This window comes from Curtobacterium sp. C2H10 (genome assembly GCF_025407985.1).
Classification (GTDB): Bacteria; Actinomycetota; Actinomycetes; order Actinomycetales; family Microbacteriaceae; genus Curtobacterium.
The window spans coordinates 1-25,175 of the sequence record NZ_JABXGF010000023.1 but is presented as its reverse complement, the minus strand read 5'-3'; the positions used below and the strand labels follow the sequence as shown (position 1 = coordinate 25,175).

Sequence of the window (25,175 nt, the reverse complement as noted above, 5' to 3'; positions counted from 1 at the left end):
ATGGAGCGATGATTTCCGACTAAAGCGTTATAGTCAACCCCGTGGCCCAGAACCGTCGTACGACGATCGCCGACATCGCCGCACGAGCCGGCGTGTCCATCAGCGCGGTCTCGTTCGCGCTCAACGACCGCCCCGGCGTGTCCGACGAGACCCGCGCGCGGGTGCAGGCCATCGCCCGCGAACTCGACTGGCAGCCGCACACCGCCGCACGCGCCCTGGGCGGTGCGAAGGCCGGGTCGATCGGCTTCGTGCTGAACCGGCCGGCCCGGACGCTCGGCACCGAGTCGTTCTTCGGTGACCTCATCTCGGGGATCCAGCTCGGGCTCGCCGGCAGTCACGTCGGCATGAACCTCCTCGTCGCGCGGGACGCCGCCGAGGAGCTCCAGACCTACCGGGACTGGTGGCGCGGACACCGGGTCGACGGCGTGATCGTGATCGACCCCCGCCGCGACGACGACCGGCTCACGCTGCTCACCGAGCTCGGGATGCCCACCGTCGTCGTCGGGTCGCACCCCTCGGCCGAGCCCGCGGCACCGACGGTCTGGATCGACGACTCCGACGCGACCGACACCGTGCTGCGGTACCTGCACGCGCTCGGGCACCGGCGGATCGCGCACGTCGCCGGACGACCGGAGTTCGAGCACACGGCGATGCGGATCGATCGCCTCCGCGAGTTCACCGCGGCCGAGGGGCTCGAGGACGCCGTGTCGATCCCGACCGACTACTCCGCCGAGGCCGGGGCGAGCGCGACCAGGTCCCTGCTCTCGCGGAGCGTCCGCCCCACCGCGATCGTGTACGACAACGACGTGCTCGCGGTCGCCGGACTGGGCGTGGCGAGCGAGATGGGCGTGCGCGTGCCGGGTGACGTCTCGATCGTGTCGTTCGACGACTCGGCGATGGTCCGGCTCGTGCGGCCGTCGATCACCTCACTCACGCGTGACACGGTCGAGCTCGGGCAGCGGGCAGCGACGCTCCTGCGCGAGCAGATCGACGCCGGCTCGCCGCTGCCGTCGCGCCCGGGGCCGTCGCTGACGCTGAGCGTGCGCGAGTCGACCGGCCGCGTGCGCCCCTGACCCGCCTGCGGCGCAGGCACGTCGACACGCCGATCCCGGGCGCCGCGTGCGCACGGGCAGCGCGGCCGACTTGACGCCGGTTCGAACACACGTTCGAATACTCTCGTGGGACGGCGTCGCGAGAACCGGTGGCAGCCCCCGGAACACCCGGAGGTCGAGCGTCCGCGCGCCTACTCCCTCTCCGAGGACGCCCGCGGTCCGGACGTCTGCCACGCCGTCACCCCCGTGCCGGTCTGGGCGTGGATCCAGTTCCCCACGTTCCACGTCCGCGTGAAGGCCTTCGCGAAGAGCTGGACCCGCGACGCCGTCCTCGTCGAGTGGGCGCAGTTCGGGCAGCAGGCGAACGCGTGGGTGTGGCGGTCCGCGGTGAAGCACCGCACCCTGCGCGCGGATGCGACGCGGCGCAGTCCGCAGAACGCACCGCCGCATTGACTTGCCCGGACATGGCGAGGATCGTTTACGGAACACCGGTACAGCAAGTAACTCACTGATCGAGACATTCGGTCCGAGTGCTGACACTGGGAGGAGGCACCATGAAGAAGAGCGAGGTGCCGTCCTGGGTCGCCCACGTGCTCACCCCACCCGAGGTCATCGCGGCTTACGTCGAACGACGGGTCAACGACCCGGCGTTGCTGACGGGTGAACACACGGAACCCACGTACGCGGACTTCCTCCGCGACGAGTAGACGGTCTTCCCGGAGGCGCGGCACACGTTCCGGACTCACGGAACGGGATCCGCGCCTCCCGTTCGACCGCCCCGATCACGACGTGCGGACAGCGTCACGCCCACGCTCGCGGCGGTGACGCACGCGAGGGCGACGACCTCGAGCAGCGCGAGCGCTTCGTGCAGGATCAGCAGGCCCGCGAGGGCCGCGATCGCCGGCCCGAGGCTCTGCAGGACACCGAAGACACGGGTCGGCATCCGCCGGAGCGCGAGCATTTCGAGCGCGTAGGGCAGGACGCTCGACAGCACGGCGACGCCGCCGAACACGAGGAGGAGCACCGGTTCACGGACGACCCCGTCGACCGCCGACCGGAGCCCGAACGGCAGCGACACGAGCATCGCGACGAGCATCGACACGGCGAGCCCGTCCACGCCGGGGATCGCGGCGCCCACGTGCCGGTTCATGACGATGTAGCCCGCCCAGCACACCGCGGCGAGGACGGCGAACACGACACCGCCGACCGCGGTCACCGCGGCCGGACCGACCCCGAGCAGCACGACCCCGGCGAGCGCCAGCACCGCCCAGAGCACGTCGCGCCACCGTCGGGTGTGCACGAGGGAGAGGGCGAGCGGGCCGAGGAACTCGATCGTCACCGCGACCCCGATCGGGATGCTCGCGAACGCCACGTAGATGAAGACGTTCATGCCGCCGAGCGCCAGCCCGAGACCGATCGCACCGAGCCACTGCTGCCGGGTCCAGTGCCGGACGCGCGGCCGGACCACGAGCGCGAGGACGACGGCCCCGATGACGAGCCGCAGCGTGGCGGCGCCGACCGAGCCGACGTCGTCGAACCGGGTCTTCGCGATCGCGGCGCCGAGCTGCACGGACACCATCGCCGCGAGAGCGAGGAGCGGCGCCGGGACGCGGTTCACCGGTGCGCCGTCACCCGAGGTAGGCGAGCACGGCGAGGACCCGACGGTGGTCCTCGCCCGTGTCCTCGAGCGCGAGCTTGCCGAAGATGCTCGAGACGTGCTTCTCGACCGCGCCGGTGCCGATCACGAGCGCGCGGGCGATCGCGGCGTTGGTGCGGCCCTCGGCCATCAGCCCGAGGACGTCGCGCTCGCGCGGCGTGAGCGCTGCGAGCGGGTCACGGCGGCGGCTCATGAGCTGGGTGACGACCTCGGGGTCGAGGACGGTGCCGCCGGCGGCGATGCGGCGGACGGCGTCGTCGATCTCCTCGAGCCGGGTGACGCGGTCCTTGAGCAGGTAGCCGATGCCGGTCGCGCCCGCCGCGAGGACGTCCTCGGCGTAGGTGGCCTCGACGTACTGGGACAGCAGGAGCACGCCGGTGCGCGGAGCCCGGCGCCGGGTCTCGACGGCGGCGCGGACGCCCTCGTCGGTGAAGGTCGGCGGCATCCGCACGTCCATCACCACGACGTCGGGGGCACCGTCGGGGAGCGTGGCGAGGAAGGAGTCGGCGTCGGCGTACTGCCCGATGACGTCGATGCCCGCTTCGTCGAGCACGCGTGAGAGTCCTTCGCGCAGGAGCACGGCGTCGTCGACGACGACGGCCCGGATGCGTGCTGCATCCGGGCCGTCGCTCATGCCGACCAGCCTAGTGGGAGCGCGGACGCTCCCGGGGGCTCACGAGCGCGTCGTGGGCACGCCGTTCAGGGCGCCGAGCGGGATCCGTGCCGTCGCCTCGGTCGGACCGCCCTCGGGGCTCGAGACCGTCAGCTCGCCGTCGAGGGCGCGCATCCGACCCATCAGCCCCTCGATGCCGTGCCCCTCCTGCGGGCGGGCACCACCGCGGCCGTCGTCGGTGACGCTGACCGTGAGGTACCAGAGTCCGGAGGCGTCGACCACGAGTCCGAGGTACACCCCGGCGGTCGAGGCACCGGCGTGCTTCGTGGTGTTCGTCAGCAGCTCGCTCACCGTGAAGTACACGTTGCGCTGGATCTCGGTCGCGAGCTCGAGCCCGTCGGGCAGGCGGACGTCGAGGCCGACGGGGATCGGGGTCCGGGCGACGAGGGCCTCGAGCGCGGCGACGAGCCCGCGGTCGAGCAGGATGGGCGGTGCGAACCCGCGGGACAGTGCACGCAGTTCGTCGAGGGCGTCCTGGGCGTGCTCCGACGCCTCGCCGATGAGCTGCTTCGCCTTCACCGGGTCCTTGTCGAAGGCGCGCTCGGCAGCGGACAGGTCCATGCGCAGGCGGACGAGTCGCTGCTGCGGGCCGTCGTGCAGGTCGCGCTCGATCTGGCGGAGTGCCTGGCCCTCGGCGGTGACGGCGCCGGCACGGGAGGCCTGGAGCCCGGCGACCCGACGCTCGAGCTGCTCCGCACGGAACCCGCCGAGCAGACCGAAGTCGATCCAGAAGTGCGCGATCACGGAACCGCGGGCCCACAGCGGGAAGAGCACCACCGAGGCGGCCATCGACAGGAGTCCGAGGAACCCGAAGCCCACGACGGACGTCATGTCCCACCCGAAGTACTGCGCGCTCATGCCGTTCACGAACGCGACCCCGGCGAGCCCGATCGGCCAGAGGAAGCCGGCGAGGAGCAGTGCGCCGGCGCCCACCGTGCAGAGCGCCGCGATCGGGTACACGACCGCCGCGTGCAGCAGGTACAGCCAGTAGTGCGGGTTGGCGACGGCCGAGCCCGTGCGCGTCCACCAGTTCTGCTGCCACCGGGGCGTCCAGTCGACCGGTCGGATCGGGCGGTCGTCGGCCCACCCGATGCGGAGCTTCTCGAACTGGCCGAGCCACCGCGCGACGAACAGCGCGATGAAGAACATCAGCAGAACGAACGGGTTGAAGAGGTCGCGGAAGCCGCCGCCGAAGATCGCCGCGGGGAACGCGGCGTAGAGCGTGCAGAGCAGCACCGCCGTGAGGGCCATGTAGCCGAAGTCGCGCGGCAGGCGCTTCCACGCCTCGCGGTAGAACGCACCGGCGGTCATGCCCGTGCCCGATCCGGACCCACCGGGCGCGGTCGGGTGCGCCGGCGGGACGCTCGGGCCCTGGCCGCTCGCGGGCGGCGTCGAGGACCACGTCGGGGGCGTCTGGTTCGGCTGTGCGGGCATCGGTTCGGTGGCTCCTGGCGGGACGGAGTCGTGCAGCGGGACGGTCTCGGCCTGGTCGAGGCGGGCGGTGTCGGTCATGACACCAAGCCTCGCGATCACCGGCTCGATCGCCCATCCTGCCCCCTCCCGAACCGGAGGTGGGGTTATCCCCCGCACCGGCGTACCGTGTGGCCATGGGGAACACCACGGGGGTCCGGGTCGTCTCGGCGGCTGCCACGGTCGCAGCACTCGTCTTCGGGGTCGAGGGGCTCAGCGACGCGTCGGGGGTCCTCGCCTTCGGACCACCGGCACTGCGGCTCGTCGCCACCGTGGTGGCGGGTGTCTGCGGAGCGGTCGTGCTCGTGGCCGCGCTGCGGTCCCGTGACCGCCGTGCCGTCGCGCTAGGGGTCACCGTGCTCGCGTTCGCCCTCGCCTGGGCCGTCTCCGGGCCGATCGCAGCCGCGCTCTACTGGATCGCCCGGGCGGCACTGGTGGCGTTCGGCGTGCTCACCGTCCGTGGTCTGCGCGGACCGCAGCGCGTGCTCGGCTGGGTCGTGACGATCGCCGCGGCGCTGTGGTTCGTCGCGTCCCTCCTGACGCAGACGGTGCCACCGCCGTCGACCGCGCAGGAAGTGCTCGTCGTGGTGTACGCGATCCCGAGTCCGCTGCAGGCGGTCGCGTTCCTCGCGGCGGCCGTCCTCGTCGCCGTGCCCCTGCTCCGCCCGGTCGGTGCCGGCGCGGGGTCGCTCTGGTCCTCCGCCGAGGTCCGCTGACCCGGACCGGTCCCCCGCTCAGACCAGACCCGCGGCGACCTCCGGCGTCTCCTCCGGGATCGCCCACGGCTCCGACGTCATGCCGCCGCCGGCCCGGATCGACAGCACGGAGCCGTCGGCGTCGCGGCGGTACGTCACGTCCTCGTCGATCGACCCGAACCGGTTGCCGTGGGTCATCCGGAGCGTGTCCGCGTCGACGACCTCGAGCCGCGTCGGGGTGACGAGCGGCTCGGGTGCGGACGGGTCGACCTCGACGAGCCGGTCACCGATCCGGGCGATGTCGCTCACACCCCAGGGGTTCGCGAACCGGCCGGTGAACGTGCTCGTGTCGACGTCGGCCGACACCGGGGTGCCCGGGGCGTCCGCGTCGGCCGCTGCGTCGAGGAACTGCACGATGGCGGTGGCGATGAGCGTCGCGGGGCCGGCCGCCGCGCTCGTCAGCACGGAGACGACGAGCCCGGACGCGGGGTCGAACAGCGACTGTGTGATGTGCCCGGGGAACCCGCCGGAGTGGCCGCGGACCTCTCGCCCGCCGATCCGGTCGACGATGAACCCGGCGCCGTACCCGCGGGCCGCCGGGTCCTCCGTGGCGCTCCACGCCTTCCGCTGGGCGAGCCGCTTCGAGTGGTCGTCGAGCAGGGTGCCGTGGCCGATGACGTGCTGCGAGAAGTACCGGACGAGGTCGGACGCCGTGCCGTGGAACCCCGTCGCCGCAGCCATCGCTCGCGTGTCGACGTGGTCGAGGCGGTGCCGGGTGCGCGCGGTGTGGAACCCGGAGTAGCCGACCACGAAGTCGTCCGCGCGGGCGGGGTCCCAGTCGGGACCGGTGTTCCGCAGCCCCAACGGCTCGGTGATCGACTCGCGGACGAAGTCGCCGTAGGACTGCCCGGAGACCGCCGCGATGACGAGTCCGAGCAGCGAGTACCCGAGGTTCGAGTAGTTGAACGACGAGCCTGCGGGGACCTTCTGGCCCCGGTCGAGGACGAGCGCGAGGAGCTCCTGTTCGTCCGGGAAGGGGCGCAGCTGCGACCAGTAGTCGCCGTCGTGGCCGTCCCGGATGACCCCGGCGCCCATCTCCATGAGCTCGCGGAGGGTCGCGTCGGCGAGGGGCGAGCCGCCGTCGACGAGTGCGGGGACGTACGTGCCGACCGTGTCGTCGAGCCGGAGTGAGCCCCGCTCGGCGAGCTGCAGGAGCGCGGTCGAGGTGAAGGTCTTCGAGTGCGAGGCGATGCGGAACAGGTCCGTCGTCCTGAGGCGCCGGCCGGCCTCGACGTCGGCGTAGCCCCAGGCCTCGTCGAGGAGGACCTCGTCGTCGTAGCCGATCGCGACCTGCACGCCGGGGATCCGGAGTTGCCACACCTTGTACGCGATCCACTCGCGGACGTAGGGCAGGACGGTCTCGTACGCAGCGCGGTTCGACATGCCCTCCACCCTCGCATGTGCCACGCTGGCGGGCATGCGACACACACCGCACTTCCTGATGACCGACGTCGACGAGGTGCGACGCCTCATCGGGGGCAACCCGTGGGCGACGATCGTCTCGCACACCGAGGCCGGGCTGGTCGCGTCGCACTACCCGTTCCTGCTCGAGACGCCCGCACCGGGCGGCGCTGCCGACCCCGACCCCGACGAGCTCGTCCTCGTGTCGCACGTCGGCCGCCCGGACGAGGTGGCCCACGAACTCGGTCGACACGAGGTGCTCGTCGTGTTCCAGGGCCCGCACGGCTACGTCTCGCCCGCCTGGTACCCGCCGGAGCAGTTCGTGCCGACCTGGAACCACGTGACGGCGCACTGCTGGGGCACGCCGGAGATCCTGTCCGACGAGGAGAACTTCCGCGTCCTCGGCGAACTCGTCGACCACTTCGAGCGGGTGATGCCCGAGCCGGTCTCCCTCGAGGTCGACGAGGAGACGGCACGCCGGATGGCGAAGGGCACCGTCGGGATCCGCATCCGCGTCAGCCGGTTCGACGCCCGCGCGAAGCTCCCAGAACAAGGCACCGGAGGTGGTGGACCGGATCGTCGCGGGGCTGCGCGGCGACGGTCCGTACGCCTCGCCGGCACTCGCCGACGAGATGGCCCGTGCACACGGCCTGGAGGCGCGGTGAAGGAGATCCTGCTCCGCACCGTCCGGCGGGTGGGCACGTCCGGCGCCCCGTCCGACGTCCGGATCGTCGACGGGCTGGTCACCGCGATCGCGCCGGCCGGCACGCTCGACCCCACGGACGCCGACACCGACGTCGTCGAGACGGCCGGCGCCTGGCTCGGTCCCGGGCTCGTCGACCACCACGTGCACTTCGACCAGTGGGCCCTCGTCCGCCGTCGCGTCGACGTGTCGGCCTGCGACTCGGCGGAGGCGACCGCCGACCTGCTGGCGGAGGTGGCACGCACCGGTGTGGCGGACCGCGTCCTGATCGGCCACGGCTACCGCGACGGGATGTGGCCCCGCCCTGCACGACGTGCGCTGCTCGACCGGATCGACCCGCGCCTCCCGATCGTCGTCATCAGCGGTGACCTCCACGCCGTCTGGTGCAACGCCGCTGCGCTGGAGCACTTCTCCGGCATCGTCGGCCGCCCGCTCGTCGCCGGTGACGACGGGGTGCTCCGCGAGCAGGACGCGTTCGACGTGACCGGCGCGCTCTCCCGCGTGCCGGACGAGGTGCTCGACGGCTTCGTCGCCGACGCCGTCGAGGCGGCCGCCGCCCGCGGCGTGACCCGGGTGACCGACCTCGAGATGACGTTCGGACTCGACCGCTGGACCCGCCGTGTGCAGGCCGGCACGGACGGCCTCCGCGTCGACTCCGGGGTCTACCCGGCCGACCTCGACGCCGCGATCCGTCGGGGACTCCGCACCGGCGACGTCGTCGATGGCACCCGCGGACTCGTCCGGACGGGCCCGTTCAAGGTGATCACCGACGGCTCGCTCGGCACCCGGACGGCGGCGACGGCCTCCGGCGACGGCGTGCTCGTGTGGTCGTTCGAGGACCTCGTGGCGATGGTCCGTCGGGCGGTCGATGTCGGGCTCGTCCCCGCGGTGCACGCGATCGGCGACCGGGCGAACACCCTCGCGCTCGACGTCTTCGAGGCCGTCGGCGCACGCGGCACGATCGAGCACGCGCAGTTGCTGGCGGACACCGACCTCGAGCGGTTCGCACGGCTCGGGGTGGCCGCGTCGGTGCAGCCCGAGCACGCGATGGACGACCGCGACATCGCCGACCGCTACTGGGCCGGGATGACCGAGCGGGCGTTCCCGTTCGCGTCCCTCGACCGTGCCGGTGCCCGGCTGCTGCTCGGCTCGGACGCGCCGGTCGCGCCGCTCGACCCGTGGGTGTCGATGGCCGCGGCCGTCGGACGCGACCGGGACGGCCGCGAGCCGTGGCACCCGGCCGAACGCCTCGGCGTGCTGACGGCATGGCACGGGTCGACCGAGGGTGGTCGGGTCGGGGTGGCCGTCGGCGACGTCGCGGACCTCGTGCTGCTCGAGGCGGACCCGCTCGCGGCGAGCGGTTCGGAACCGCTCCGCCGGGCGCGGGTCCTCGGGACCGCGATCGCCGGGCGGTTCACGTACCGGGACGTCTGACCGGCGCTACTTCTGGTCCTTCGGGCACCAGTAGAGCTTGCGGCCGGCCATGTCGGCCATCCGGACCTCGGTGCCGCACACCCGGCAGGGTTCGCCCTGACGGTGGTAGACCCAGTGCCGGTCCTTCCGGGACCGGACGGCCTTCGCGTGCTCGCTCTTCGACAGGCCGTCCATGGTCAGCATGAGGCCGTCGCGGACACCCTCGTGCAGGAGCTTCGACCAGTCGTGCCAGAGCGCCTTCGCCTGCTTGACGGTGAGCTGCTTGCCCGGCTTGTAGGGGTCGATGCGCTGCCGGAACAGCAGCTCAGCGCGGTAGATGTTGCCGATGCCGCTCACGACGGCCTGGTCCATGAGCAGCTGCCCGATCGCGACGTTCCGCTTCCGGACGTTGTCGACGAAGGTCTTCTCGGCCTCGGGGCCGTCGTCGTTGATCGGGTCCGGGCCGAGCTTGTCGAGCGCCTTCTGCACGCCGGCCGGGTCCTCGACGACACACGCCGTCGGACCGCGCAGGTCGGCGACGGTGTCCTCGGTGAGCAGCCGCACGCGCACCTGTCCGACGGGGTCCGGCGGGAACGCCTCGATCGGGTCCTCGACCTTCTCCTGCTCGGCCATCCGGTAGCGGGCGAGACGGGGAGCACCGATCGACGTCAGGGACTCCTCGCGGTCGTCGTCCGACAGCGCCCCGGCGGTGGAGAGGTCCCCCGCGAAGTCCCACGCCCCGTAGAGGCCGAGGTGGACCCGCAGGAACAGATCGCCCTCGAACTCGAGGAACATCTGCTTGCCGACAGCCCGGGCAGCGACCATGCGCGTGCCGTCGAGCTGGGCGGCACCGGCGGCGAACCGTCCCTGCGGACTCGACACCTCGCAGCGTTTGCCGACGAAGTGCCGGGTGAACTGGTTGGCGATGCGGTGGACGGAGTGACCCTCGGGCATTGCTCTTGTCTACTCGGCCTTACTGGTCGATCTGCTTGCCGGCGATCAGGCCGGTGGTCTCGTACTCGGCGAGCTGCGCGATGCGGCGTGCGTGACGCTCCTCGCCCGAGAACGGCTCGGCGATGAACAGGTCGACGAACCGGATCGCTTCGTCCTCGGTGTGCTGGCGGGCGCCGATCGAGATGACGTTGGCGTCGTTGTGCTGGCGGGCGAGGAGCGCGGTGGACTCGTTCCACACGAGCGCGGCGCGGACGCCCTCGACCTTGTTCGCGGCGATCTGCTCGCCGTTGCCGGATCCCCCGAACACGACGCCGAGCGCCTGGACGCCCGCACGCTGGTCCTGCACCACGGCGTGCGCGGCGTTGATGCAGAACGAGGGGTAGTCGTCGAGCGCGTCGTACTCGGTCGGACCGTGGTCCACCACCTCGTGCCCGACCTCCGTCAGGTGGGTGGCGAGGGTCTTGTTGAACTCGAGGCCGGCGTGGTCCGTTCCGAGGTGGATGCGCATGGGATCGATCCTATTCCTGCGACTACTGCCCCCGGACCACGACCACGACGTACCGCGTGGGCTCCTCGCCCGGGTTCCGGTAGACGACGTCGGCAGGGTCCCCGAGCTCGATGCGGTCCCCCGCGGCGAGCCGCGTCGGCTCGCCGCCGACGACGAGTTCGAGCACGCCGTCGACCACCCAGATGCAGTGGCGCAGGAACGCGTACGCGGACGCCGGGTAGGCCACTTCGCGGCCGGACGGGAGGCGTACCTCGGTGACGTCCGCGGGGAATGCCGCACTCGAGATCGGTCGACGCCGGTACCCGGTCGCGGGATCGGTCCAGGAATCGGCGGTCGCGCCGCGCTGGACGCCCCGCGCGTCGTCGGGATCGGTCGCCCAGGGCACCTCGTGGTCGAGGGACTCGTCGAGGAGCTGTGAGACCGTGAGCCCGAACGCTCCCGACAGCCGCCCGAGGATGGTCGCCGTCGGGCTCGACACCCCGCGTTCGACGCGGTTGATCATGGCGCGGGAGACCCCGGACTCCTCGGCGAGCTCGGTGAGGCTCCACTTCCGTTCCGTGCGGAGGCGCTGCAGGCGCTCGCCGAGCCGCCGCTGGTCGGCGTCGTCCGCCGTTTCCGGTTCCGACTCCGGTGCGTCTACGATGTGAGACATGACGACAGCATATGCGACGAACGGGTCGGGTCCGGCCACCGTCCGGGAGTGCGAGCCGCGCGACCTCGACGTCGTCCACGCTCTGCACGTCGACGCCGTCCTGCACTCCACCGCCATCTGGCAGGAGGAGCCGCACCCGCGCTCGTACTTCGACGGCTGGCTCGCCGAGCGTCGCGCCGACGGCTACCCGGTCCTCGTCGCCGAGGTCGGCGGGCAGGTCGCCGGATACGCGACGTACTCGCAGTGGCGGCCGCACCAGGGGTACCGGCTGACGGTGGAGCACAGCGTGTACGTCGTCGAGGCGTTCCGCGGGCGGGGCATCGCGACCGTGCTCATGGACGCCCTCGTCGCACGGGCACGGGCGGAGGGGCGGCACGTCCTGATGGCGGGGATCTGCAGCGAGAACGCCGGGTCGATCGCGCTGCACACCAAGCTCGGGTTCGACACGGTCGCCGTCGTGCCCGAGGTCGGACGCAAGTTCGACCGCTGGCTCGACCTGACGCTCATGCGGCTGCCGCTCGCCTGAGCCGCGCCGGCGGGGCGGACGCGCGCCGCGCCTCCTGGCCCCCGCCGGGCCGACGTCAGTCGGTGGTGTCGAAGATCGGTCCGACGGTCCGCGAGCGCTTGAGCTCGAAGAAGCCCGGGTACTTGGCGACCGCGACGACGCCGTCCCAGAGGTCGAGCGCCTCCTGGCCCTTCGGCGCGGGCGAGATGACCGGGCCGAAGAAGGCGGTGCCCTCGACGGCGATGACCGGCGTGCCGACGTCCTGGCCGACCCGGTCGATGCCGTCCTGGTGGCTGGCACGTACGGCCTGGTCGACCTCGTCCGTCCAGGCGTACTCGAGCAGGTCGGCGTCGAGGCCGAGCTCCGCGAGCACCGCCGGCACGACCTGCTCCGGGTCCTGCTCCTGGCGGTGGTGGATGTGCTCGCCGAGCGCGTCGTAGAGCGGCTTGACGATCTCCTGGCCGAGGCGGAGCCGTGCCGCGGTCACGATGCGCGGGTAGACCTGCCCGGCCACGAGCCGCTCGCGGTAGGTGTCCGGGACGTCCTGGTCCTCGTTGAGGACGAACAGGCTCATCACGTTCCAGGTGACGTCGAGGTCGCGGTGCCGGGCGACCTCGCCGACCCAGCGGCTCGTCATCCAGGCCCAGGGGCAGTTCGGGTCGAACCAGAACTCCACAGCGGTGCGGTCGGCGGTCGTCTTGTCCACAGTCGTGTCGGTCACGGATGCGAGCGTACGCGTGCTCGCTAGGCTGGAGGCGACCGTCCCGCCGGTGCACGACGCCGTGCCGGGACCCCCCTCACGCGGACAAGGACCGTCCGTGTGCAACCGCGAAGATGGAGCGTCCGTGCCCGGAGAGAACCTCACCCGAATCGAAGCCCAGGAACGTGCCGCGATCGTCGACGTGCAGACGTACGACGTCGAGCTCGACCTGACCCGCGGCGCCGAGACGTTCGGCAGCACCACGCGGGTGCGCTTCACCGCCACCGACGGTGCGTCCACGTTCATCGACGCCATCACGAAGTCGGTGCACTCGATCACGCTGAACGGCACGGCGCTCGACGTCGCCGCCGTGAACGACGGGGTCCGCATCCAGCTCGACGGCCTGCAGGAGCAGAACGAGCTCGTGGTCGTCAGCGACGCGCTCTACACGAACACGGGCGAGGGCCTGCACCGCTTCGTCGACCCGGTCGACGACGAGGTGTACCTGTACTCGCAGTTCGAGGTGCCCGACTCGCGTCGCATGTTCGCCGTGTTCGAGCAGCCCGACCTCAAGGCCGAGTTCACCTTCACCGTGACGGCGCCGTCCCGGTGGCAGGTCGTCTCGAACTCCCCCACACCCGAGCCGCACGTCGACGGCGACATCGCCACGTGGGCCTTCCCCCCGACGGCGAAGATCTCGAGCTACATCACCGCGCTCGTCGCCGGCCCGTACGAGGTCGTTCGAGACGAGCTGACGAGCCGCGACGGCCGGACCATCCCGCTCGGCGTCTTCGCGCGGAAGTCGCTCGCCGAGTACCTCGACCCCGAGTACGTCTTCGAGACCACGAAGAAGGGCTTCGCCTACTACGAGGAGAAGTTCGACGTCCCGTACCCGTTCGAGAAGTACGACCAGCTGTTCGTGCCGGAGTTCAACGCCGGCGCGATGGAGAACGCCGGGGCCGTCACCTTCACCGAGACCTACGTCTTCCGGTCGAAGGTGACCGACGCCATCAAGGAGCGCCGGGTCGTCACGATCCTGCACGAGCTCGCCCACATGTGGTTCGGCGACCTCGTCACCATGAAGTGGTGGAACGACCTGTGGCTCAACGAGTCCTTCGCCGAGTGGGCCTCGACGATCGCCACGGCCGAGGCCACCGAGTGGACCGAGGCGTGGACCACGTTCCAGGCGATGGAGAAGTCCTGGGCCTACCGCCAGGACCAGCTCCCCTCGACGCACCCGATCGTCGCGACGATCAACGACCTCGAGGACGTCCAGGTCAACTTCGACGGCATCACGTACGCCAAGGGCGGCTCCGTCCTGAAGCAGCTCGTGGCGTGGGTCGGCATCGACGCGTTCTTCGCGGGCGTCTCGGCGTACTTCAAGAAGCACCACCACTCGAACACCGAGCTGCGCGACCTGCTCGTCGAGCTCGAGGCCACCAGCGGCCGTGACCTCTCCGAGTGGTCGAAGGCCTGGCTCGAGACCGCCGGGGTGAACACGCTCCGCCCGGAGATCGAGGTCGACGAGTCCGGCGCGATCACGTCGTTCGCCGTGCTGCAGGAAGCGCCGGCCGACTACCCGACGCTCCGTCCGCACCGCCTGGCGATCGGCGTCTACGCCGTCACGCAGGACGCGGACGCACCGTTCGGCGCCGACACCGCGTCCTCCGGCGGCAAACTCGAGCGCGTGCACCGCGTCGAGATCGACGTCGACGGTGCGCGCACCGAGGTCCCGGAGCTCGTCGGCGTGCAGCGCGGCGACCTCGTGCTCCTCAACGACGACGACCTCGCCTACGCCAAGATCCGTCTCGACGAGCACTCGCGCCGGACCGCCATCGAGCACCTCGCCTCGATCGCGAACCCGCTCGCCCGCTCGATCGTGTGGGGCGCGATGTGGGACGCCACGCGCGACGCCGAGTCGCCCGCCAGCGACTACGTCCGCCTGGTGCTCGGCAACATCGCCACCGAGACCGAGTCGACCACGATCCGCACGACGCTCTCGCAGCTGCTCCTGACCGCGCGCAACTACGTCGCGCCGGCGAAGGTCGACCAGACCGTGCGCACCGTCGGCGACACGCTCTGGAACCTCGCGTCGAGCGCCGAGGCCGGTTCCGACGCGCAGTTCCAGTTCGTGAAGTTCTTCGCGCAGATCGCCTCCACGCCCGAGCACGTGGCCACCCTGAGCGGCCTGCGCGACGGTTCGGCGACGCTGAACGGGCTCGAGATCGACACCGACCTGCGCTGGGAGCTGCTCGAGGGCCTCGTGCTCGCGGGTGCCGCCTCCGGAGCCGAGGTCGACGCCGAGCTCGCTGCGGACAAGACCGCGTCGGGTGAGCAGGCCGCCGCGCGTGCCCGTGCGACGATCCCGACGGCCGAGGGCAAGCTCGCCGCGTTCTCGTCGCTCGTGGACTCGTCCGAGCTGCCCAACGCGATCGTGCGCCAGACCACGGTCGGGTACCAGCACGTGAACAGCCCGGTCGTGCTCGAGGGGCTCGTCCCGAAGTACTTCGACGTGCTCACGCGCATCTGGGCCGAGCGCAGCTACCACATGGCCGACACCATCGTCTCGGGGCTCTACCCGGCGCCGCTCGCGTCGGCCGAGCTGCGGGACGCCGCGGCCGCGTGGCTCGAGGCGCACCCGGAGACCCCGGCGCTGCGTCGCATCGTGTCCGAGAGCCTGGCGGGGACCGAGCGTGCCCTGCGGGTCCAGGCGGCGGACGCCTGAGTCTCGGATGAGGATCGGCGGGGTCCTGGCGTTCCCCAGGGGACGCCAGGGCCCCGCCCTCTAGCATCGACCGGATCATGACCTTGGTTGCAGTTCCCTCCCCGACCCCGTCAGGCCCGGCAGAGGCCGTCTCGCAGACGTTCGGCGAGTTCGTCGCCACCTGGCACATCCCGATCACGATCGTCATCACGATCCTCGCCGCGCTGGTCCTGCGGATCATCCTGCGGCACTCGATCAAGGGCGTCGTCGACCGCGTCGTGAACGGCGTGAAGAAGCGTCAGGGCGCGACCGACACGCAGGCACTCATCGCCTCGCCGATCCAGACCGCCCGCGTCGTCCAGCGCACCCGCACGCTCGGCAGCGTGCTCGAGAACCTCGCGACGGTGATCGTCGTCGTGCTCGCACTCGTCGTCATCATCCCGCTCGTCATCCCGAACGCGGCCGTCGGGATCGTCGGTGGCGCCTCGCTCGTCGCCGCCGGGCTCGCGGTCGGCGCACAGAGCATCGTGCGCGACCTGCTCTCCGGCGTGTTCATGATCCTCGAGGACCAGGCCGGCGTCGGCGACGTCGTCGACACCGGCCAGGCCACCGGCGTCGTCGAGAACGTCGGGCTGCGGGTCATGCAGATCCGCGACGTGAACGGCATCCTCTGGTTCGTGCCGAACGGGCAGATCCTGCGCGTCGGCAACCTCTCGCAGGGCTGGTCGCGCGTCCTCGTCGACATCACGGTCCCGTACGACACCGACATCGACGCCGTGCAGGACGCCCTCCTCAAGGCCGCGGTCACGATGTCGCAGGAGCCCCGGTGGCGCCAACGCATCGTCGAGAAGCCGGAGATCTGGGGCCTGCAGTCGATCACGGACGCCGGCATGGTGTTCCGGCTCGTCGTGAAGACGCGGGCGTCCGAGCTCGACGTCGTCGGCCGCGAGCTCCGCGTCCGACTGAAGCACGCCGTCGACGAACTCGGCGTGACCCTGCCCGCGATGGCGATGATCATGCCCGCCGGGTGGGAGAACGCGACCTCGATCAACGGTCTCCGCACCGTGCGGACCCAGCCCACGCCGGCGCCGACCAAGCCCCGACGCGGCCGCAAGAACGTCCTCGGTCAGCCGATCCGGACCGACGACCCCGACGCCGGGAAGGACCCGCGATGACCGACCCCACCCCGCCCGCACAGCCGATCACGCTGCGGGTCGGCGAGCACGGCGTCTCGGCCACCGGCTCCCTCTACGAGCGCATCGGCGGCGCACCCACCTTCGACCGGCTCGTCCGGCGCTTCTACGAGGGCGTGCAGCAGGACGACGTCATCTGGCCGATGTACCCGGCGGACGACCTCGAGGGGGCGATCTGGCGTCTCTCGGCCTTCCTGCAGCAGTACTGGGGCGGCCCGGGGACCTACAGCGAGGAACGCGGGCACCCCCGTCTGCGGATGCGGCACATGCCGTTCCGGATCACGTCCGAGGCCCGTGAGCGCTGGCTCCACCACATGCGCGAGGCGGTCGAGTCCCTCCAGCTCGCGCCCCTCGACGAGGCAGAGCTCTGGGCCTACCTCGACCGGGCGGCGCACGCCATGACCAACACGTTCGACTGACGGACGTGCGCGGCTGACGGACTGGAGGCGCGGTGCCAGCTGGCGCCGCGCCTCCAGTCCGTCACCGGTCGCGTCAGCGGACGTAGGAGCCGTCGGCGAGGTCCTCGACGAGCGGGGGCCGGGTCGGGTTCCACCCGAACGCGCTGCGCGCGTGGGCACCAGAGGCCTCCTGGTGGAGCAGCAGCGCGTCGGCGTACTCGGTGCCCAGACGCTCGCGGCTGGCGTCGACGCTCTCCGCCACGAGCGGCGAACCGTGCGCTCCCGCCTCCGCGATCTCGCGGACCGTCGGGTTGTCCCCGGTGGCCGCGACGACGTAGCCGTCCTGCTCACCGCGGTGCAGGGCGAGGACGTAGAGCTCGCCGAGGTCGTCGGTGTGCACCGTCGTCCAACGCTGCGAACCGTCACCGACGAGTCGGACCTCGTGCTCGCCGTCCCCGACGAACATCGCGGGGATGCCGGCGCCGCGGCCGTACACGATGCCGGGCGCGATGATCGTCGTCCGGACGCTGCTCGCGCGCACCGTCGCCTCGTTCGGCACGCGCCAGGCGGTGAGTGCCGGCGGCGACAGCGGCGACTGCTCGGAGATGTCGGTCGAGTCGCCGAAGGTGAAGATCCCGCCGGTGTGCACGAACGGCTTCGGGGTGCCCTCGAGCGCCGGGAGCACGGTCGCGATGAAGTCCGCGTCGATGCCCTGGGCCGAGGCCGTGTGCACGACGGCGTCCGCCTCGTGTGCGAGCCGGCGGACGACGTCGGTGTCGGTGACGTCACCGACGAGGGCGCGGCCGCCCGCGTCGCGGACCGCCTGTGCCTTCTCGTCCGTGCGGACGAGGGCGGTGACCTCGTGCTCGTGGGCGACGAGTGCGCGGAGGACCGAGGAACCGATGTACCCGGACGCGCCGGTGAGGAAGACGTGCATGGAGCCAGCCAACCACGCCCGGTCCGGGAACCGGCTGCCTACGAGTTGAGGGTCCAGGCGCGACGCTTGACGAGCACGTGCCCGCGGGAGGTGGTCAGGCGGCTCCAGGGGCCGGTCTCGAAGAGCCGCACCGGGTCGTGGCCGAGGAAGCCGAGGCTCTCCCCCGCGAAGCCCGCACCGGCGGGGACGTGCTCGATGCCCGCGACCGGACGGCCCCAGACCTCGGAACGGACCTTGCGGACGATGGCCTCACCGGCGTTCGTCGGGACGGCGTCGGCGACCTCGGCGATGCCGTCGCGTGCGGCACGGCGGAGGAGCTCCGGCGAGACGTCGGGCAGCGGGACCCAGCCACCGCGGGGCGGCGAGATCGCTGCCCAGGTGACGGTGTGGACCTCGAGCGGGAGCTCCACCTCGATCGGGGTCGCCCGGGTGGGGTCGGCGCCGTCGGCGTGCTCGGCGTCGTGCGCGTCGGCGAGCAGCCGCAGGCGTTCCTGCAGCGAGGCCAGCGGGACGACCGCGTCGACGGTCGCCGGCTGCGCGAGCGAGAACGTCCGCAGCCCGAGGACCGTCGGCAGTTCGTCGAGCAGCCCGAGCGGGTAGAGGATCGCGGTGTAGACCGCGAGGACGCCGGAGTCCGCGATGAGTCGGACGGAGCCGTCCTCGATGCGGGCGGCCCGTCCGAGGTAGGTGCGCAGGTCCCCGAGGGAGGCTGCGTCGGGAAGCGTGAACGAGGTGCCCATGTCACCCAGCAGCCTACCGGGCACGGCTCGGCGCCGGGGCGTTCGTAGACTGCTCGGTGTGAACGGCGAACCGGACTTCCTGCGGACCCTCAGACTCGAGGACACCGGCGCGAGCACCGGCGAGACCATCCTCACCGGCGCGAGCCACTGGTCCCCCGGTGGCCGGGTGTTCGGCGGGCAGGTGCTCGCGCAGTGCATCGTCGCCGCGCAGGCCACCATCGAGGACCGCGACATCCACTCGATGCACGGCTACTTCCTCCGCCCCGGCGACATCGACGTCCCGATCACCTTCGGTGTGGAACGCATCCACGACGGGCGGTCGTTCGCCGCGCGGCGGGTGCAGGCCTACCAGCGCGGTGTGCCGATCTTCTCGATGATCGCCTCGTTCCAGCGCCCGGACGTCGGCGTCGAGCACCAGGACCCGTTCCCCGTCGACGTGCCCGAACCGGAGTCCCTGCCCTCGGCCGCGTCGATCCTGTCGGCCATCGACCACCCGGTCGCTCGGGCGTGGGCCGAACGTTCCATCGACCTGCGGCACGTCGAGGGCCCGGTGTTCGTCGACGTGCAGGGCGAGCACATCGCCCACCAGGCGGTGTGGTTCCGGGTCGACGGCGACCTCCCCAGCGACCCGGCGCTGCACCGTGCCGTCCTCGCCTACGCGAGCGACCTGTCCATCCTCGAGCCGATCATGCGGCGTCACGGGGTGGCCTGGGGCACCCCCGGTGTGAAGAGCGCGAGCCTCGACCACGCGATGTGGTGGCACCGTGACGGCCGGGCCGACGAGTGGGTGCTCTACACGCAGGAGTCCCCGAGCGCGCAGGGCGGTCGGGGACTCGCGTTCGGGCGGATGTTCTCGCCGGACGGACGGCTGCTGGCATCGGTCGCGCAGGAGGGGATGATGCGCGTCCCGCGCTGACCCGGCCGACGGTGCTGCGGTCCGTCCTACGGGCGGGAGAACTCCACCGGGGCTTCGACGTAGGCGGCGCACGCGTCCCGCTCGGCCTCGGTCAGCCGACGCGGACGGTTGCTGACGGCGTCGACCATCACGAGCGCGGTCGTCGCCCGGGTGTACAGCACCGCGGGTTCGTGGCCGACCGGCGACCAGACCTCGTACGAGACGTCGATGCTCGCGCCGCCGAGCCGCCCGATCCACATCTGGATGTCGAGCGGCTGCCGCAGGTACGGGATCGACGCGAGGTACTCGAGGCGCTGCGCCGCGATCACGGTCATGGTGCCGGAACCCGGCCGCCCGTCGATGATCGGCTCCGGGACCGACCCGTCCGGAGCGCGCTCTTCCGGGTCAGGTCCCCAGAACCCCACGATGCGCGCCTCTTCCAGGAGGCGCAGCATCGCGGAGTTGTTGACGTGACCGTAGGCGTCGATGTCGCTCCACCGCATGCGGACCGGAGCGTGCAACCGCGCCACGGTCAGTCGCGGGTGAGCTTGCGGTAGGTCGCCCGACCCGGCTTCGCCGCGTCGGCGCCGAGCCGCTCGATCTTGTTCTCCTCGTACGCCTCGAAGTTGCCCTCGAACCAGTACCAGTTCGGCGTGCCGTCCTCGTTCAGGCCTTCCCACGCGAGGATGTGCGTCGCGATGCGGTCGAGGAACCACCGGTCGTGCGTGATGACCACGGCACAACCCGGGTACTCGAGCAGCGCGTTCTCGAGGCTGCCGAGGGTCTCGACGTCGAGGTCGTTCGTCGGCTCGTCGAGGAGCAGCAGGTTGCCGCCCTGCTTGAGCGTCAGCGCCAGGTTCAGACGGTTGCGCTCACCACCGGAGAGCACCCCGGCCTTCTTCTGCTGGTCCGGACCCTTGAACCCGAACTGCGACACGTACGCACGCGACGGGATCTCGGTCTTGCCGACCTGGATGTAGTCGAGTCCGTCGGACACGACCTCCCACAGGTTCTTGTTCGGGTCGATGCCACCACGGCTCTGGTCGACGTACGAGATGTCGACCGTGTCGCCGATCTTCAACGTGCCGCCGTCGAGCGGCTCGAGGCCGACGATCGTCTTGAACAGCGTGGTCTTGCCGACGCCGTTCGGGCCGATCACGCCGACGATGCCGTTGCGGGGCAGCGTGAAGGACAGGTCATCGATGATGATGCGCTCGCCGAACTGCTTGTGCAGCTTCTCGGCGTCGATGACCTGCGAGCCCAGGCGCGGGCCGACGGGGATGACGATCTCCTCGAAGTCGAGCTTGCGCGTGCGCTCGGCCTCGGTGACCATCTCCTCGTAGCGGGCGAGACGCGCCTTGGACTTCGCCTGGCGGCCCTTCGTGTTGCTGCGCACCCAGTCGAGCTCCGAGGAGAGGCGCTTCGCGAGCTTGGCGTCCTTCTTGCCCTGGACCTCGAGCCGGGCACGCTTCTTCTCGAGGTAGGTCGAGTAGTTGCCCTCGTACGGGTAGAGACGACCGCGGTCGACCTCGGCGATCCACTGTGCGACGTGGTCGAGGAAGTACCGGTCGTGGGTCACGGCCAGGACGGCACCGTGGTACTGCTGCAGGTGCTGCTCGAGCCAGAGGACGGACTCGGCGTCGAGGTGGTTGGTGGGCTCGTCGAGGAGGAGCAGGTCCGGCTTCTGGAGCAACAGCTTGCAGAGCGCCACGCGACGCTTCTCACCACCGGACAGGTGCGTGACGAGCTCGTCCCCCGGGGGGCACTGGAGCGCGGCCATGGCCTGCTCGAGCTGCGAGTCGAGATCCCACGCGTCCGCCGCGTCGATGTCCTCCTGCAGGGTGCCCATCTCGGCGAGGAGCGCGTCGAAGTCGGCGTCCGGCTCGGCCATCTGCGCGGAGATCTCGTTGAAGCGCGTGATCTTCGCGTGGATCTCGCCGACGCCTTCCTGCACGTTCTCGAGCACCGTCTTCGACTCGTCGAGCTCGGGCTCCTGCATGAGGATGCCGACGGTGAAGCCCGGGGTGAGCTTCGCCTCGCCGTTGGACGGCTGGTCGAGACCCGCCATGATCTTCAGGATCGTCGACTTGCCCGCACCGTTCGGCCCGACGACGCCGATCTTGGCGCCGGGGAGGAACGACATCGTGACGTCGTCGAGGATCAGCTTGTCGCCGACCGCCTTGCGGGCGCGGACCATCTGGTAGATGTACTCAGCCATATCGCGCCAAGTGTACTGACAGTGCGGGGCGTCCGTCTGCCCGCTCGCCGGTTCGCCGGATCACGCACGGGGGCTGTTGCGCTCGCCGACTTCGACGTACCGTTTCCCCGCTCCGCACCGGGAGCACGGTCGATCGACCACCGGAGAGGATCAGGACATGTTCACCAAGCGTCTGCGCCGTCTCGCGCTCCCCCTCGCGGGAGCCACCGCGCTCACCGTCGCGCTGCTCGCCCCGGCGACGGCTGCCTCGGCAGCGTCGCCCGTCCCGCGCGGAAACCCCTACGTCCAGTACACCGCGCACCTCATCGAGAGCGGCTCGGGCACCGGGTACTCGTCGTACATCAACGTCCACGACGCCCACAACAACGCGTTCGCCGTGGGGATCCAGTCCGACACCGCCTCGTCCGTGAGCAAGGGGCAGCCCCGGTTCATCTGGGAGCGGGTGCAGAACGGCAAGTTCACGTACGGCTACATGGGCGGCGCCTCGCACAGCAAGACGTCGGTCGGGCTGCGCTGGTACAAGAACGACGTCGCGTCGGTCATCCTCAACAACCGCACGGTCGGCACGATCGCCCTGAACCTCGACGGGCGGCTCTTCTTCAACGCCGAGGCGAACGCCCGACTCAACGGTGACGTCGTGCACTCGCAGGTGAACGACATCTCGATCAAGGTCGGCGACTCGTCCGGTCGGACGGGGCTCGCCGGCACGTGGAACACGAGCTTCTCGTTCCACGGACTCAAGGCGAAGCAGACGAACAGCCCGAAGGTCCAGGGTGCGAGCTTCTCGATCGACGGACGGGTCTCGGGGCTCCCCCGCGGCGGCAACTGGGACACGACCGAGGTCGCGGGCATCGCGATGATCGCCCAGAACTGGCGGTAGGCGCCCGGGAGCGGGGACGGGGACCGGCTCAGGCCGCGGCACGCTCGTCCCCGTCCACCACCGGGTCGACGCCGGCGACGACGTCGAACTCGTGACCGATCGCCGCCGCGGCGTGGCGAGCGGCCTCGGCGCCGTCGGGCAGTTCCTCGCGGACGTCCGGCTCCGTCGGGTCGGGGTCGACACCCGGCACGGGGGTGCGGTCCGTGCCCGCCGTGCCGACCTCGCCGGTGAGCGGGTCGACGTTCGGCAGGACGCCCGAGGTGCTCCCCGGAGGCGCGGTCGCCTCACCCGTGTGCCGCGGGACGCGCACCCAGTTGCTGATGCCCCAGGCGAGGTCGTGCCCGAGTGCCTCTGCGTCGATCTCGACGGAGGTGCCGCCGCGACCGTCCCGCTCCCACGTCCGGATGCGGATGCGCCCGGTGACGACGATGCGGTCGCCCTTCTTCAGGGAACGGTGCACGTTGGCCGCGAGCGATCGGAAGGCCGTGACGGTGTACCAGTTCGTGGCGCCGTTGGTCCAGGTCGAGGTCGCCCGGTCCCAGCGTCGGGACGGTGAGGCGAGGCGCATGCTCGTGATGGCGATGCCGGTGTCGGTCACGAGGTGACGTGGCTCGGTGGCGATGATCCCGCAGACGGTGATGGTGTCGTTCATGCGTCGATCGTCATCGAGCCCCGGGTCGCGCACGCGACCCGGGGCTCGATCTGTGACTGGATGACTCGATCAGGTGCGTTGTGGAGGACGAGTCCCCCGCGCCTCCTGGTCGAGACGTGGCACCGCGCGTTCAGTGCGCGCGGAACTCGGGTCGGTCCGCCAACGGGCCGAGCGCTGCGTGCACGGCGCCCTTCGCCGACTCGAGCGACGGGTACGTCCCGCCGCCCGCGCTCCGACCGTAGAGCTCGACGCGGAACCCGCCGTCTGCTCGGTGGATGCTGCCGACCGCTCCCGCTGGTCCGACCGCGACCCAGGTCCCGGTGTTGTTCGTCATCGTTCGACCACCTCCTCGTGGCCCCGACGTCCGGAGTCTCAGGACGCCAGGATGTACTGACTGTAGGCCTTGCGGACCTTGTTCACCTTGGGCAGCGCCACCGCGAGGCAGTAGCCCTGACCGGGGTTCTTCGCGAAGAAGTCCTGGTGGTACTCCTCCGCACGGTAGAAGGTACCGAGCGGTTCGATCGTCGTCACGATGCCGCCGTCCCAGATGTCCGAGGCGCGCGCGATCGCCCGCTCGAACAGGGCCTTCTGGTCGTCGTCGGCCGGGAACATCGCCGAGCGGTACTGCGTGCCGACGTCGGCGCCCTGGCGGTTCAGCTGCCGCGGGTCGTGCAGCGTGAAGAACACGTCGAGGATGACGTCGGCCGGGATGACCGTCTCGTCGAAGGTGACCGCCACCGCCTCGGCGTGACCGGTCGTCCCCGTGCACACGGACTCGTACGAGGGGTTCTCGACCTCGCCGCCGACGTAGCCGGACACCACGTCCTGCACGCCCTGGAGCGTGCGGTACACGGCGTCGAGACACCAGAAACATCCACCTGCGAGCACGAACGTCGTCATGGCCGCAACCTACCGCTCCCCGCTCGGAGCGAGCCACGACCGGGGCACGCCTCCTCCACAACGCGCACTCCCCCGGCAGCGCTCCCCGGATCGTCCGAGCGCACTCGGCGTGTCGGTGGTCGGCCGTACCGTCGGGGACACACCGACGAGCAGGAGGCACCACGATGCAGACGACGAACGAACCGGTCTTCCGGATCCGTACCGCGCCCGTGGCCCGCTCGCGCGGCGACCTCCGGATCCTCGACGTCCGCGACGACCTCAGCCGCGTGACCCGCGCGAACGGAGAGATCGTCGGGTACGTGGACCGCGTCGACGTCGCCGGGGGCACCGCCTACCGCGCCCGTCGGTACGTGTCGACCGAGCGACGCTTCGTCGAGCTTCCGAATGTGTGGTCGGCCGACGACGCCGTGGACTGCCTGCGCTGGGGCTGATCCGGCCTCACCGGACGACATGATGTTCCACATTGGAATCATGTCCGGTCGGATGCGCGGAACGCCGCCCGACCTCCCCGATGCCTGACCGTTTCGTGAGTAGGGTGCGCGCATGGACTGGTGGAACGACCTGACCGACTGGATCTCGTCCGACAACGGCTGGCGCGTGATCTCCGGCGCGCTCATCCCGTTCGTCGCGATCGTCGTGGCGGGCATCATCGCGGCGCTCATCGGCCGCGGGGCGACGAAGCGGGTCGTGGCGATGCAGGAACGCGAAGCGCGGAACGCCGCCGTCGCGGGCATCGTATCGGCTGCACGCAAGGCCGCGACCTGGGGTTCCCTCGGGCACGACGAGCGCGCGTACGCCGACCACCTCGCCGAGGACGCCGACATCCGACTCCGTCTGCTCCCCGTTGCCGGTGCGCCCCTCGCGGCGAACTGGACGCAGCACGAGATCGCGGACATCAAGAAGAACTCCTCGACCTTCAGCTTCCAGGCGGAGCAGTCGCTCGCCGAGTTCCGTGATCGCATCCTCGAGTGGCAGGCACGACCGAACCGGGCGCGCAAGCTCTTCAAGAGCGACCTCGAGCGCTGGAAGTTCGATTCGCCCGACCCCGACGCCGAGCTCATCACGCGGCAGCAAGACTGGAACGCCGACCAGGCCGCCCCCGCGCGACCGACGGACGCCGGTACGACCACCGCCGTCCCCGCCGAGCGCCCGACGCCGACGACGACCTCCCTCCGGCCCGCTCCGGCGAGCACGCCCGCCCCGGCGAACGCGCCC

The 25,175-nt window shown here is 71.2% G+C and carries 28 protein-coding genes and 1 pseudogene; 14 read left to right on the top strand and 15 right to left on the bottom strand.

From position 1 onward, the window contains the following. Positions 1-41 precede the first annotated feature (41 nt). From HWD93_RS10255 to HWD93_RS10245, 3 genes are all read left to right on the top strand, one after another. Positions 42-1,073: a LacI family DNA-binding transcriptional regulator gene (locus HWD93_RS10255; RefSeq protein ID WP_083413705.1), complete on the top strand. Its 1,032-nt coding sequence runs from the start codon at positions 42-44 to the stop codon at positions 1,071-1,073. Positions 1,074-1,178: 105 nt separating this feature from the next. Next, positions 1,179-1,505, top strand: coding sequence for a hypothetical protein (locus tag HWD93_RS10250; RefSeq protein ID WP_261646762.1), 327 nt, complete (start codon positions 1,179-1,181; stop codon positions 1,503-1,505). Between the two features lie 101 nt (positions 1,506-1,606). Next, positions 1,607-1,759, top strand: coding sequence for a hypothetical protein (locus tag HWD93_RS10245; protein ID WP_156794738.1), 153 nt, complete (start codon positions 1,607-1,609; stop codon positions 1,757-1,759). 35 nt (positions 1,760-1,794) lie between these two features. On the opposite strand, the gene HWD93_RS10240 is transcribed toward HWD93_RS10245, so the two are convergent. From HWD93_RS10240 to HWD93_RS10230, 3 genes are read right to left on the bottom strand one after another with little or no spacing between them, the layout of a single operon-like run. Next, positions 1,795-2,670, bottom strand: a complete 876-nt coding sequence (locus HWD93_RS10240) for a DMT family transporter (RefSeq protein WP_229085070.1) — start codon at positions 2,668-2,670, stop codon at positions 1,795-1,797. Positions 2,671-2,680: 10 nt separating this feature from the next. After that, entirely contained in the window at positions 2,681-3,343 is a 663-nt protein-coding gene (locus tag HWD93_RS10235) for a response regulator transcription factor (protein WP_070416588.1), read from the bottom strand. 39 nt (positions 3,344-3,382) lie between these two features. Further along, positions 3,383-4,894, bottom strand: coding sequence for a sensor histidine kinase (locus HWD93_RS10230; protein ID WP_261646761.1), 1,512 nt, complete (start codon positions 4,892-4,894; stop codon positions 3,383-3,385). A 95-nt stretch (positions 4,895-4,989) separates the two neighbouring features. Between HWD93_RS10230 and HWD93_RS10225 the strand changes: the two genes are divergently transcribed. Further along, positions 4,990-5,568, top strand: coding sequence for a hypothetical protein (locus HWD93_RS10225; RefSeq protein WP_261646760.1), 579 nt, complete (start codon positions 4,990-4,992; stop codon positions 5,566-5,568). Positions 5,569-5,586: 18 nt separating this feature from the next. Here the strand turns inward: HWD93_RS10225 and HWD93_RS10220 are convergent, their stop codons facing one another. After that, complete coding sequence (locus tag HWD93_RS10220; RefSeq protein WP_261646759.1) at positions 5,587-6,990, bottom strand: serine hydrolase; 1,404 nt, start codon at positions 6,988-6,990, stop codon at positions 5,587-5,589. Positions 6,991-7,024: 34 nt separating this feature from the next. On the opposite strand from HWD93_RS10220, the pseudogene HWD93_RS10215 reads away from it, so the two are divergent. Together HWD93_RS10215 and HWD93_RS10210 are read left to right on the top strand one after the other, a co-directional pair. Then, a pseudogene (locus HWD93_RS10215) lies at positions 7,025-7,673 on the top strand (FMN-binding negative transcriptional regulator). Next, positions 7,670-9,145, top strand: a complete 1,476-nt coding sequence (locus HWD93_RS10210; protein ID WP_261646758.1) for an amidohydrolase family protein — start codon at positions 7,670-7,672, stop codon at positions 9,143-9,145. Before HWD93_RS10215 ends, HWD93_RS10210 begins: the two are co-directional and overlap by 4 nt. Positions 9,146-9,151: 6 nt before the next feature. Here HWD93_RS10210 and HWD93_RS10205 read toward each other — a convergent pair whose 3' ends face one another. The 3 genes from HWD93_RS10205 to HWD93_RS10195 are packed head-to-tail and all read right to left on the bottom strand — an operon-like array spanning position 9,152 to position 11,238. Continuing rightward, positions 9,152-10,078 carry an Fpg/Nei family DNA glycosylase gene (locus HWD93_RS10205; protein ID WP_261646757.1) on the bottom strand — a complete coding sequence of 309 codons (927 nt, stop codon included), beginning with the start codon at positions 10,076-10,078 and terminating at the stop codon, positions 9,152-9,154. Between the two features lie 19 nt (positions 10,079-10,097). Beyond that, the gene (locus HWD93_RS10200; RefSeq protein WP_261646756.1) at positions 10,098-10,586 is read right to left on the bottom strand and encodes a ribose-5-phosphate isomerase; all 489 of its coding nucleotides are present in this window, start codon (positions 10,584-10,586) and stop codon (positions 10,098-10,100) included. 22 nt (positions 10,587-10,608) lie between these two features. Then, on the bottom strand, positions 10,609-11,238 hold the full coding sequence (locus HWD93_RS10195) for an XRE family transcriptional regulator (RefSeq protein ID WP_261646755.1): 630 nt from the start codon (positions 11,236-11,238) through the stop codon (positions 10,609-10,611). Here HWD93_RS10195 and HWD93_RS10190 point away from each other — a divergent pair. Continuing rightward, complete coding sequence (locus HWD93_RS10190; RefSeq protein WP_261646754.1) at positions 11,237-11,764, top strand: GNAT family N-acetyltransferase; 528 nt, start codon at positions 11,237-11,239, stop codon at positions 11,762-11,764. The genes HWD93_RS10195 and HWD93_RS10190 overlap by 2 nt on opposite strands. A gap of 55 nt (positions 11,765-11,819) precedes the next feature. Here the strand turns inward: HWD93_RS10190 and HWD93_RS10185 are convergent, their stop codons facing one another. Continuing rightward, complete coding sequence (locus HWD93_RS10185) at positions 11,820-12,380, bottom strand: disulfide bond formation protein DsbA (RefSeq protein ID WP_217637385.1); 561 nt, start codon at positions 12,378-12,380, stop codon at positions 11,820-11,822. A 208-nt stretch (positions 12,381-12,588) separates the two neighbouring features. Between HWD93_RS10185 and pepN the strand changes: the two genes are divergently transcribed. From pepN to HWD93_RS10170, 3 genes are all read left to right on the top strand, one after another. Further along, positions 12,589-15,168 (top strand): aminopeptidase N, encoded by a 2,580-nt coding sequence (pepN, locus tag HWD93_RS10180; protein ID WP_261646753.1) that lies wholly within the window; start codon positions 12,589-12,591, stop codon positions 15,166-15,168. A 77-nt stretch (positions 15,169-15,245) separates the two neighbouring features. Then, positions 15,246-16,322: a mechanosensitive ion channel family protein gene (locus HWD93_RS10175; RefSeq protein WP_261646752.1), complete on the top strand. Its 1,077-nt coding sequence runs from the start codon at positions 15,246-15,248 to the stop codon at positions 16,320-16,322. Next, positions 16,319-16,759, top strand: a complete 441-nt coding sequence (locus HWD93_RS10170) for a globin (RefSeq protein WP_258027684.1) — start codon at positions 16,319-16,321, stop codon at positions 16,757-16,759. Before HWD93_RS10175 ends, HWD93_RS10170 begins: the two co-directional genes overlap by 4 nt. 73 nt (positions 16,760-16,832) lie before the next feature. On the opposite strand, the gene HWD93_RS10165 is transcribed toward HWD93_RS10170, so the two are convergent. Both HWD93_RS10165 and HWD93_RS10160 read right to left on the bottom strand, forming a co-directional pair. Further along, positions 16,833-17,675 carry an NAD(P)H-binding protein gene (locus tag HWD93_RS10165; RefSeq protein WP_261646751.1) on the bottom strand — a complete coding sequence of 281 codons (843 nt, stop codon included), beginning with the start codon at positions 17,673-17,675 and terminating at the stop codon, positions 16,833-16,835. 38 nt (positions 17,676-17,713) lie between these two features. Beyond that, on the bottom strand, positions 17,714-18,415 hold the full coding sequence (locus HWD93_RS10160; RefSeq protein WP_071295907.1) for a hypothetical protein: 702 nt from the start codon (positions 18,413-18,415) through the stop codon (positions 17,714-17,716). 58 nt (positions 18,416-18,473) lie between these two features. Between HWD93_RS10160 and HWD93_RS10155 the strand changes: the two genes are divergently transcribed. Then, positions 18,474-19,331, top strand: coding sequence for an acyl-CoA thioesterase II (locus HWD93_RS10155; protein ID WP_261646750.1), 858 nt, complete (start codon positions 18,474-18,476; stop codon positions 19,329-19,331). Positions 19,332-19,357: 26 nt separating this feature from the next. On the opposite strand, the gene HWD93_RS10150 is transcribed toward HWD93_RS10155, so the two are convergent. Next, the gene (locus HWD93_RS10150; protein ID WP_070416602.1) at positions 19,358-19,813 is read right to left on the bottom strand and encodes a thioesterase family protein; all 456 of its coding nucleotides are present in this window, start codon (positions 19,811-19,813) and stop codon (positions 19,358-19,360) included. 29 nt (positions 19,814-19,842) lie between these two features. Beyond that, positions 19,843-21,528, bottom strand: coding sequence for an energy-dependent translational throttle protein EttA (gene ettA / locus HWD93_RS10145; RefSeq protein WP_071295909.1), 1,686 nt, complete (start codon positions 21,526-21,528; stop codon positions 19,843-19,845). Between the two features lie 157 nt (positions 21,529-21,685). On the opposite strand from ettA, the gene HWD93_RS10140 reads away from it, so the two are divergent. Beyond that, entirely contained in the window at positions 21,686-22,408 is a 723-nt protein-coding gene (locus HWD93_RS10140) for a hypothetical protein (protein WP_070416604.1), read from the top strand. A gap of 28 nt (positions 22,409-22,436) precedes the next feature. Here the strand turns inward: HWD93_RS10140 and HWD93_RS10135 are convergent, their stop codons facing one another. The 3 genes from HWD93_RS10135 to msrA form a co-directional block, all read right to left on the bottom strand. Next, entirely contained in the window at positions 22,437-23,060 is a 624-nt protein-coding gene (locus HWD93_RS10135; protein ID WP_261646749.1) for a single-stranded DNA-binding protein, read from the bottom strand. A gap of 130 nt (positions 23,061-23,190) precedes the next feature. Beyond that, positions 23,191-23,394, bottom strand: a complete 204-nt coding sequence (locus HWD93_RS10130) for a hypothetical protein (protein WP_070416606.1) — start codon at positions 23,392-23,394, stop codon at positions 23,191-23,193. A gap of 38 nt (positions 23,395-23,432) precedes the next feature. Beyond that, entirely contained in the window at positions 23,433-23,960 is a 528-nt protein-coding gene (gene msrA, locus HWD93_RS10125; RefSeq protein WP_070416607.1) for a peptide-methionine (S)-S-oxide reductase MsrA, read from the bottom strand. A gap of 164 nt (positions 23,961-24,124) precedes the next feature. Here msrA and HWD93_RS10120 point away from each other — a divergent pair, with 164 nt between their 5' ends. After that, a complete protein-coding gene (locus tag HWD93_RS10120; protein ID WP_070416608.1) occupies positions 24,125-24,391 on the top strand; it encodes a hypothetical protein in 267 nt (88 codons plus the stop codon). 112 nt (positions 24,392-24,503) lie between these two features. Further along, positions 24,504-25,175: hypothetical protein (locus HWD93_RS10115; RefSeq protein ID WP_261646748.1), on the top strand; the 672-nt coding region annotated here is incomplete at its 3' end.

What these genes read in the sequence shown, in the direction of transcription:
- ettA (WP_071295909.1), bottom strand. Translation starts at nt 21,528, where the DNA reads ATGGCTGAGTACATCTACCAGATGGTCCGCGCCCGCAAGGCGGTCGGC.
- HWD93_RS10165 (WP_261646751.1), bottom strand. Translation starts at nt 17,675, where the DNA reads ATGCACGTCTTCCTCACCGGCGCGTCCGGGTACATCGGTTCCTCGGTC.
- HWD93_RS10205 (WP_261646757.1), bottom strand. Translation starts at nt 10,078, where the DNA reads ATGCCCGAGGGTCACTCCGTCCACCGCATCGCCAACCAGTTCACCCGG.
- HWD93_RS10195 (WP_261646755.1), bottom strand. Translation starts at nt 11,238, where the DNA reads ATGTCTCACATCGTAGACGCACCGGAGTCGGAACCGGAAACGGCGGAC.
- HWD93_RS10120 (WP_070416608.1), top strand. Translation starts at nt 24,125, where the DNA reads ATGCAGACGACGAACGAACCGGTCTTCCGGATCCGTACCGCGCCCGTG.
- HWD93_RS10220 (WP_261646759.1), bottom strand. Translation starts at nt 6,990, where the DNA reads ATGTCGAACCGCGCTGCGTACGAGACCGTCCTGCCCTACGTCCGCGAG.
- HWD93_RS10175 (WP_261646752.1), top strand. Translation starts at nt 15,246, where the DNA reads ATGACCTTGGTTGCAGTTCCCTCCCCGACCCCGTCAGGCCCGGCAGAG.
- HWD93_RS10185 (WP_217637385.1), bottom strand. Translation starts at nt 12,380, where the DNA reads ATGACGAGCCGCTGGGTCGGCGAGGTCGCCCGGCACCGCGACCTCGAC.
- HWD93_RS10150 (WP_070416602.1), bottom strand. Translation starts at nt 19,813, where the DNA reads ATGCGGTGGAGCGACATCGACGCCTACGGTCACGTCAACAACTCCGCG.
- HWD93_RS10190 (WP_261646754.1), top strand. Translation starts at nt 11,237, where the DNA reads ATGACGACAGCATATGCGACGAACGGGTCGGGTCCGGCCACCGTCCGG.
- HWD93_RS10135 (WP_261646749.1), bottom strand. Translation starts at nt 23,060, where the DNA reads ATGAACGACACCATCACCGTCTGCGGGATCATCGCCACCGAGCCACGT.
- HWD93_RS10245 (WP_156794738.1), top strand. Translation starts at nt 1,607, where the DNA reads ATGAAGAAGAGCGAGGTGCCGTCCTGGGTCGCCCACGTGCTCACCCCA.
- msrA (WP_070416607.1), bottom strand. Translation starts at nt 23,960, where the DNA reads ATGACGACGTTCGTGCTCGCAGGTGGATGTTTCTGGTGTCTCGACGCC.
- HWD93_RS10230 (WP_261646761.1), bottom strand. Translation starts at nt 4,894, where the DNA reads ATGACCGACACCGCCCGCCTCGACCAGGCCGAGACCGTCCCGCTGCAC.
- HWD93_RS10140 (WP_070416604.1), top strand. Translation starts at nt 21,686, where the DNA reads ATGTTCACCAAGCGTCTGCGCCGTCTCGCGCTCCCCCTCGCGGGAGCC.
- HWD93_RS10235 (WP_070416588.1), bottom strand. Translation starts at nt 3,343, where the DNA reads ATGAGCGACGGCCCGGATGCAGCACGCATCCGGGCCGTCGTCGTCGAC.
- HWD93_RS10225 (WP_261646760.1), top strand. Translation starts at nt 4,990, where the DNA reads ATGGGGAACACCACGGGGGTCCGGGTCGTCTCGGCGGCTGCCACGGTC.
- HWD93_RS10130 (WP_070416606.1), bottom strand. Translation starts at nt 23,394, where the DNA reads ATGACGAACAACACCGGGACCTGGGTCGCGGTCGGACCAGCGGGAGCG.
- HWD93_RS10160 (WP_071295907.1), bottom strand. Translation starts at nt 18,415, where the DNA reads ATGGGCACCTCGTTCACGCTTCCCGACGCAGCCTCCCTCGGGGACCTG.
- HWD93_RS10200 (WP_261646756.1), bottom strand. Translation starts at nt 10,586, where the DNA reads ATGCGCATCCACCTCGGAACGGACCACGCCGGCCTCGAGTTCAACAAG.
- HWD93_RS10170 (WP_258027684.1), top strand. Translation starts at nt 16,319, where the DNA reads ATGACCGACCCCACCCCGCCCGCACAGCCGATCACGCTGCGGGTCGGC.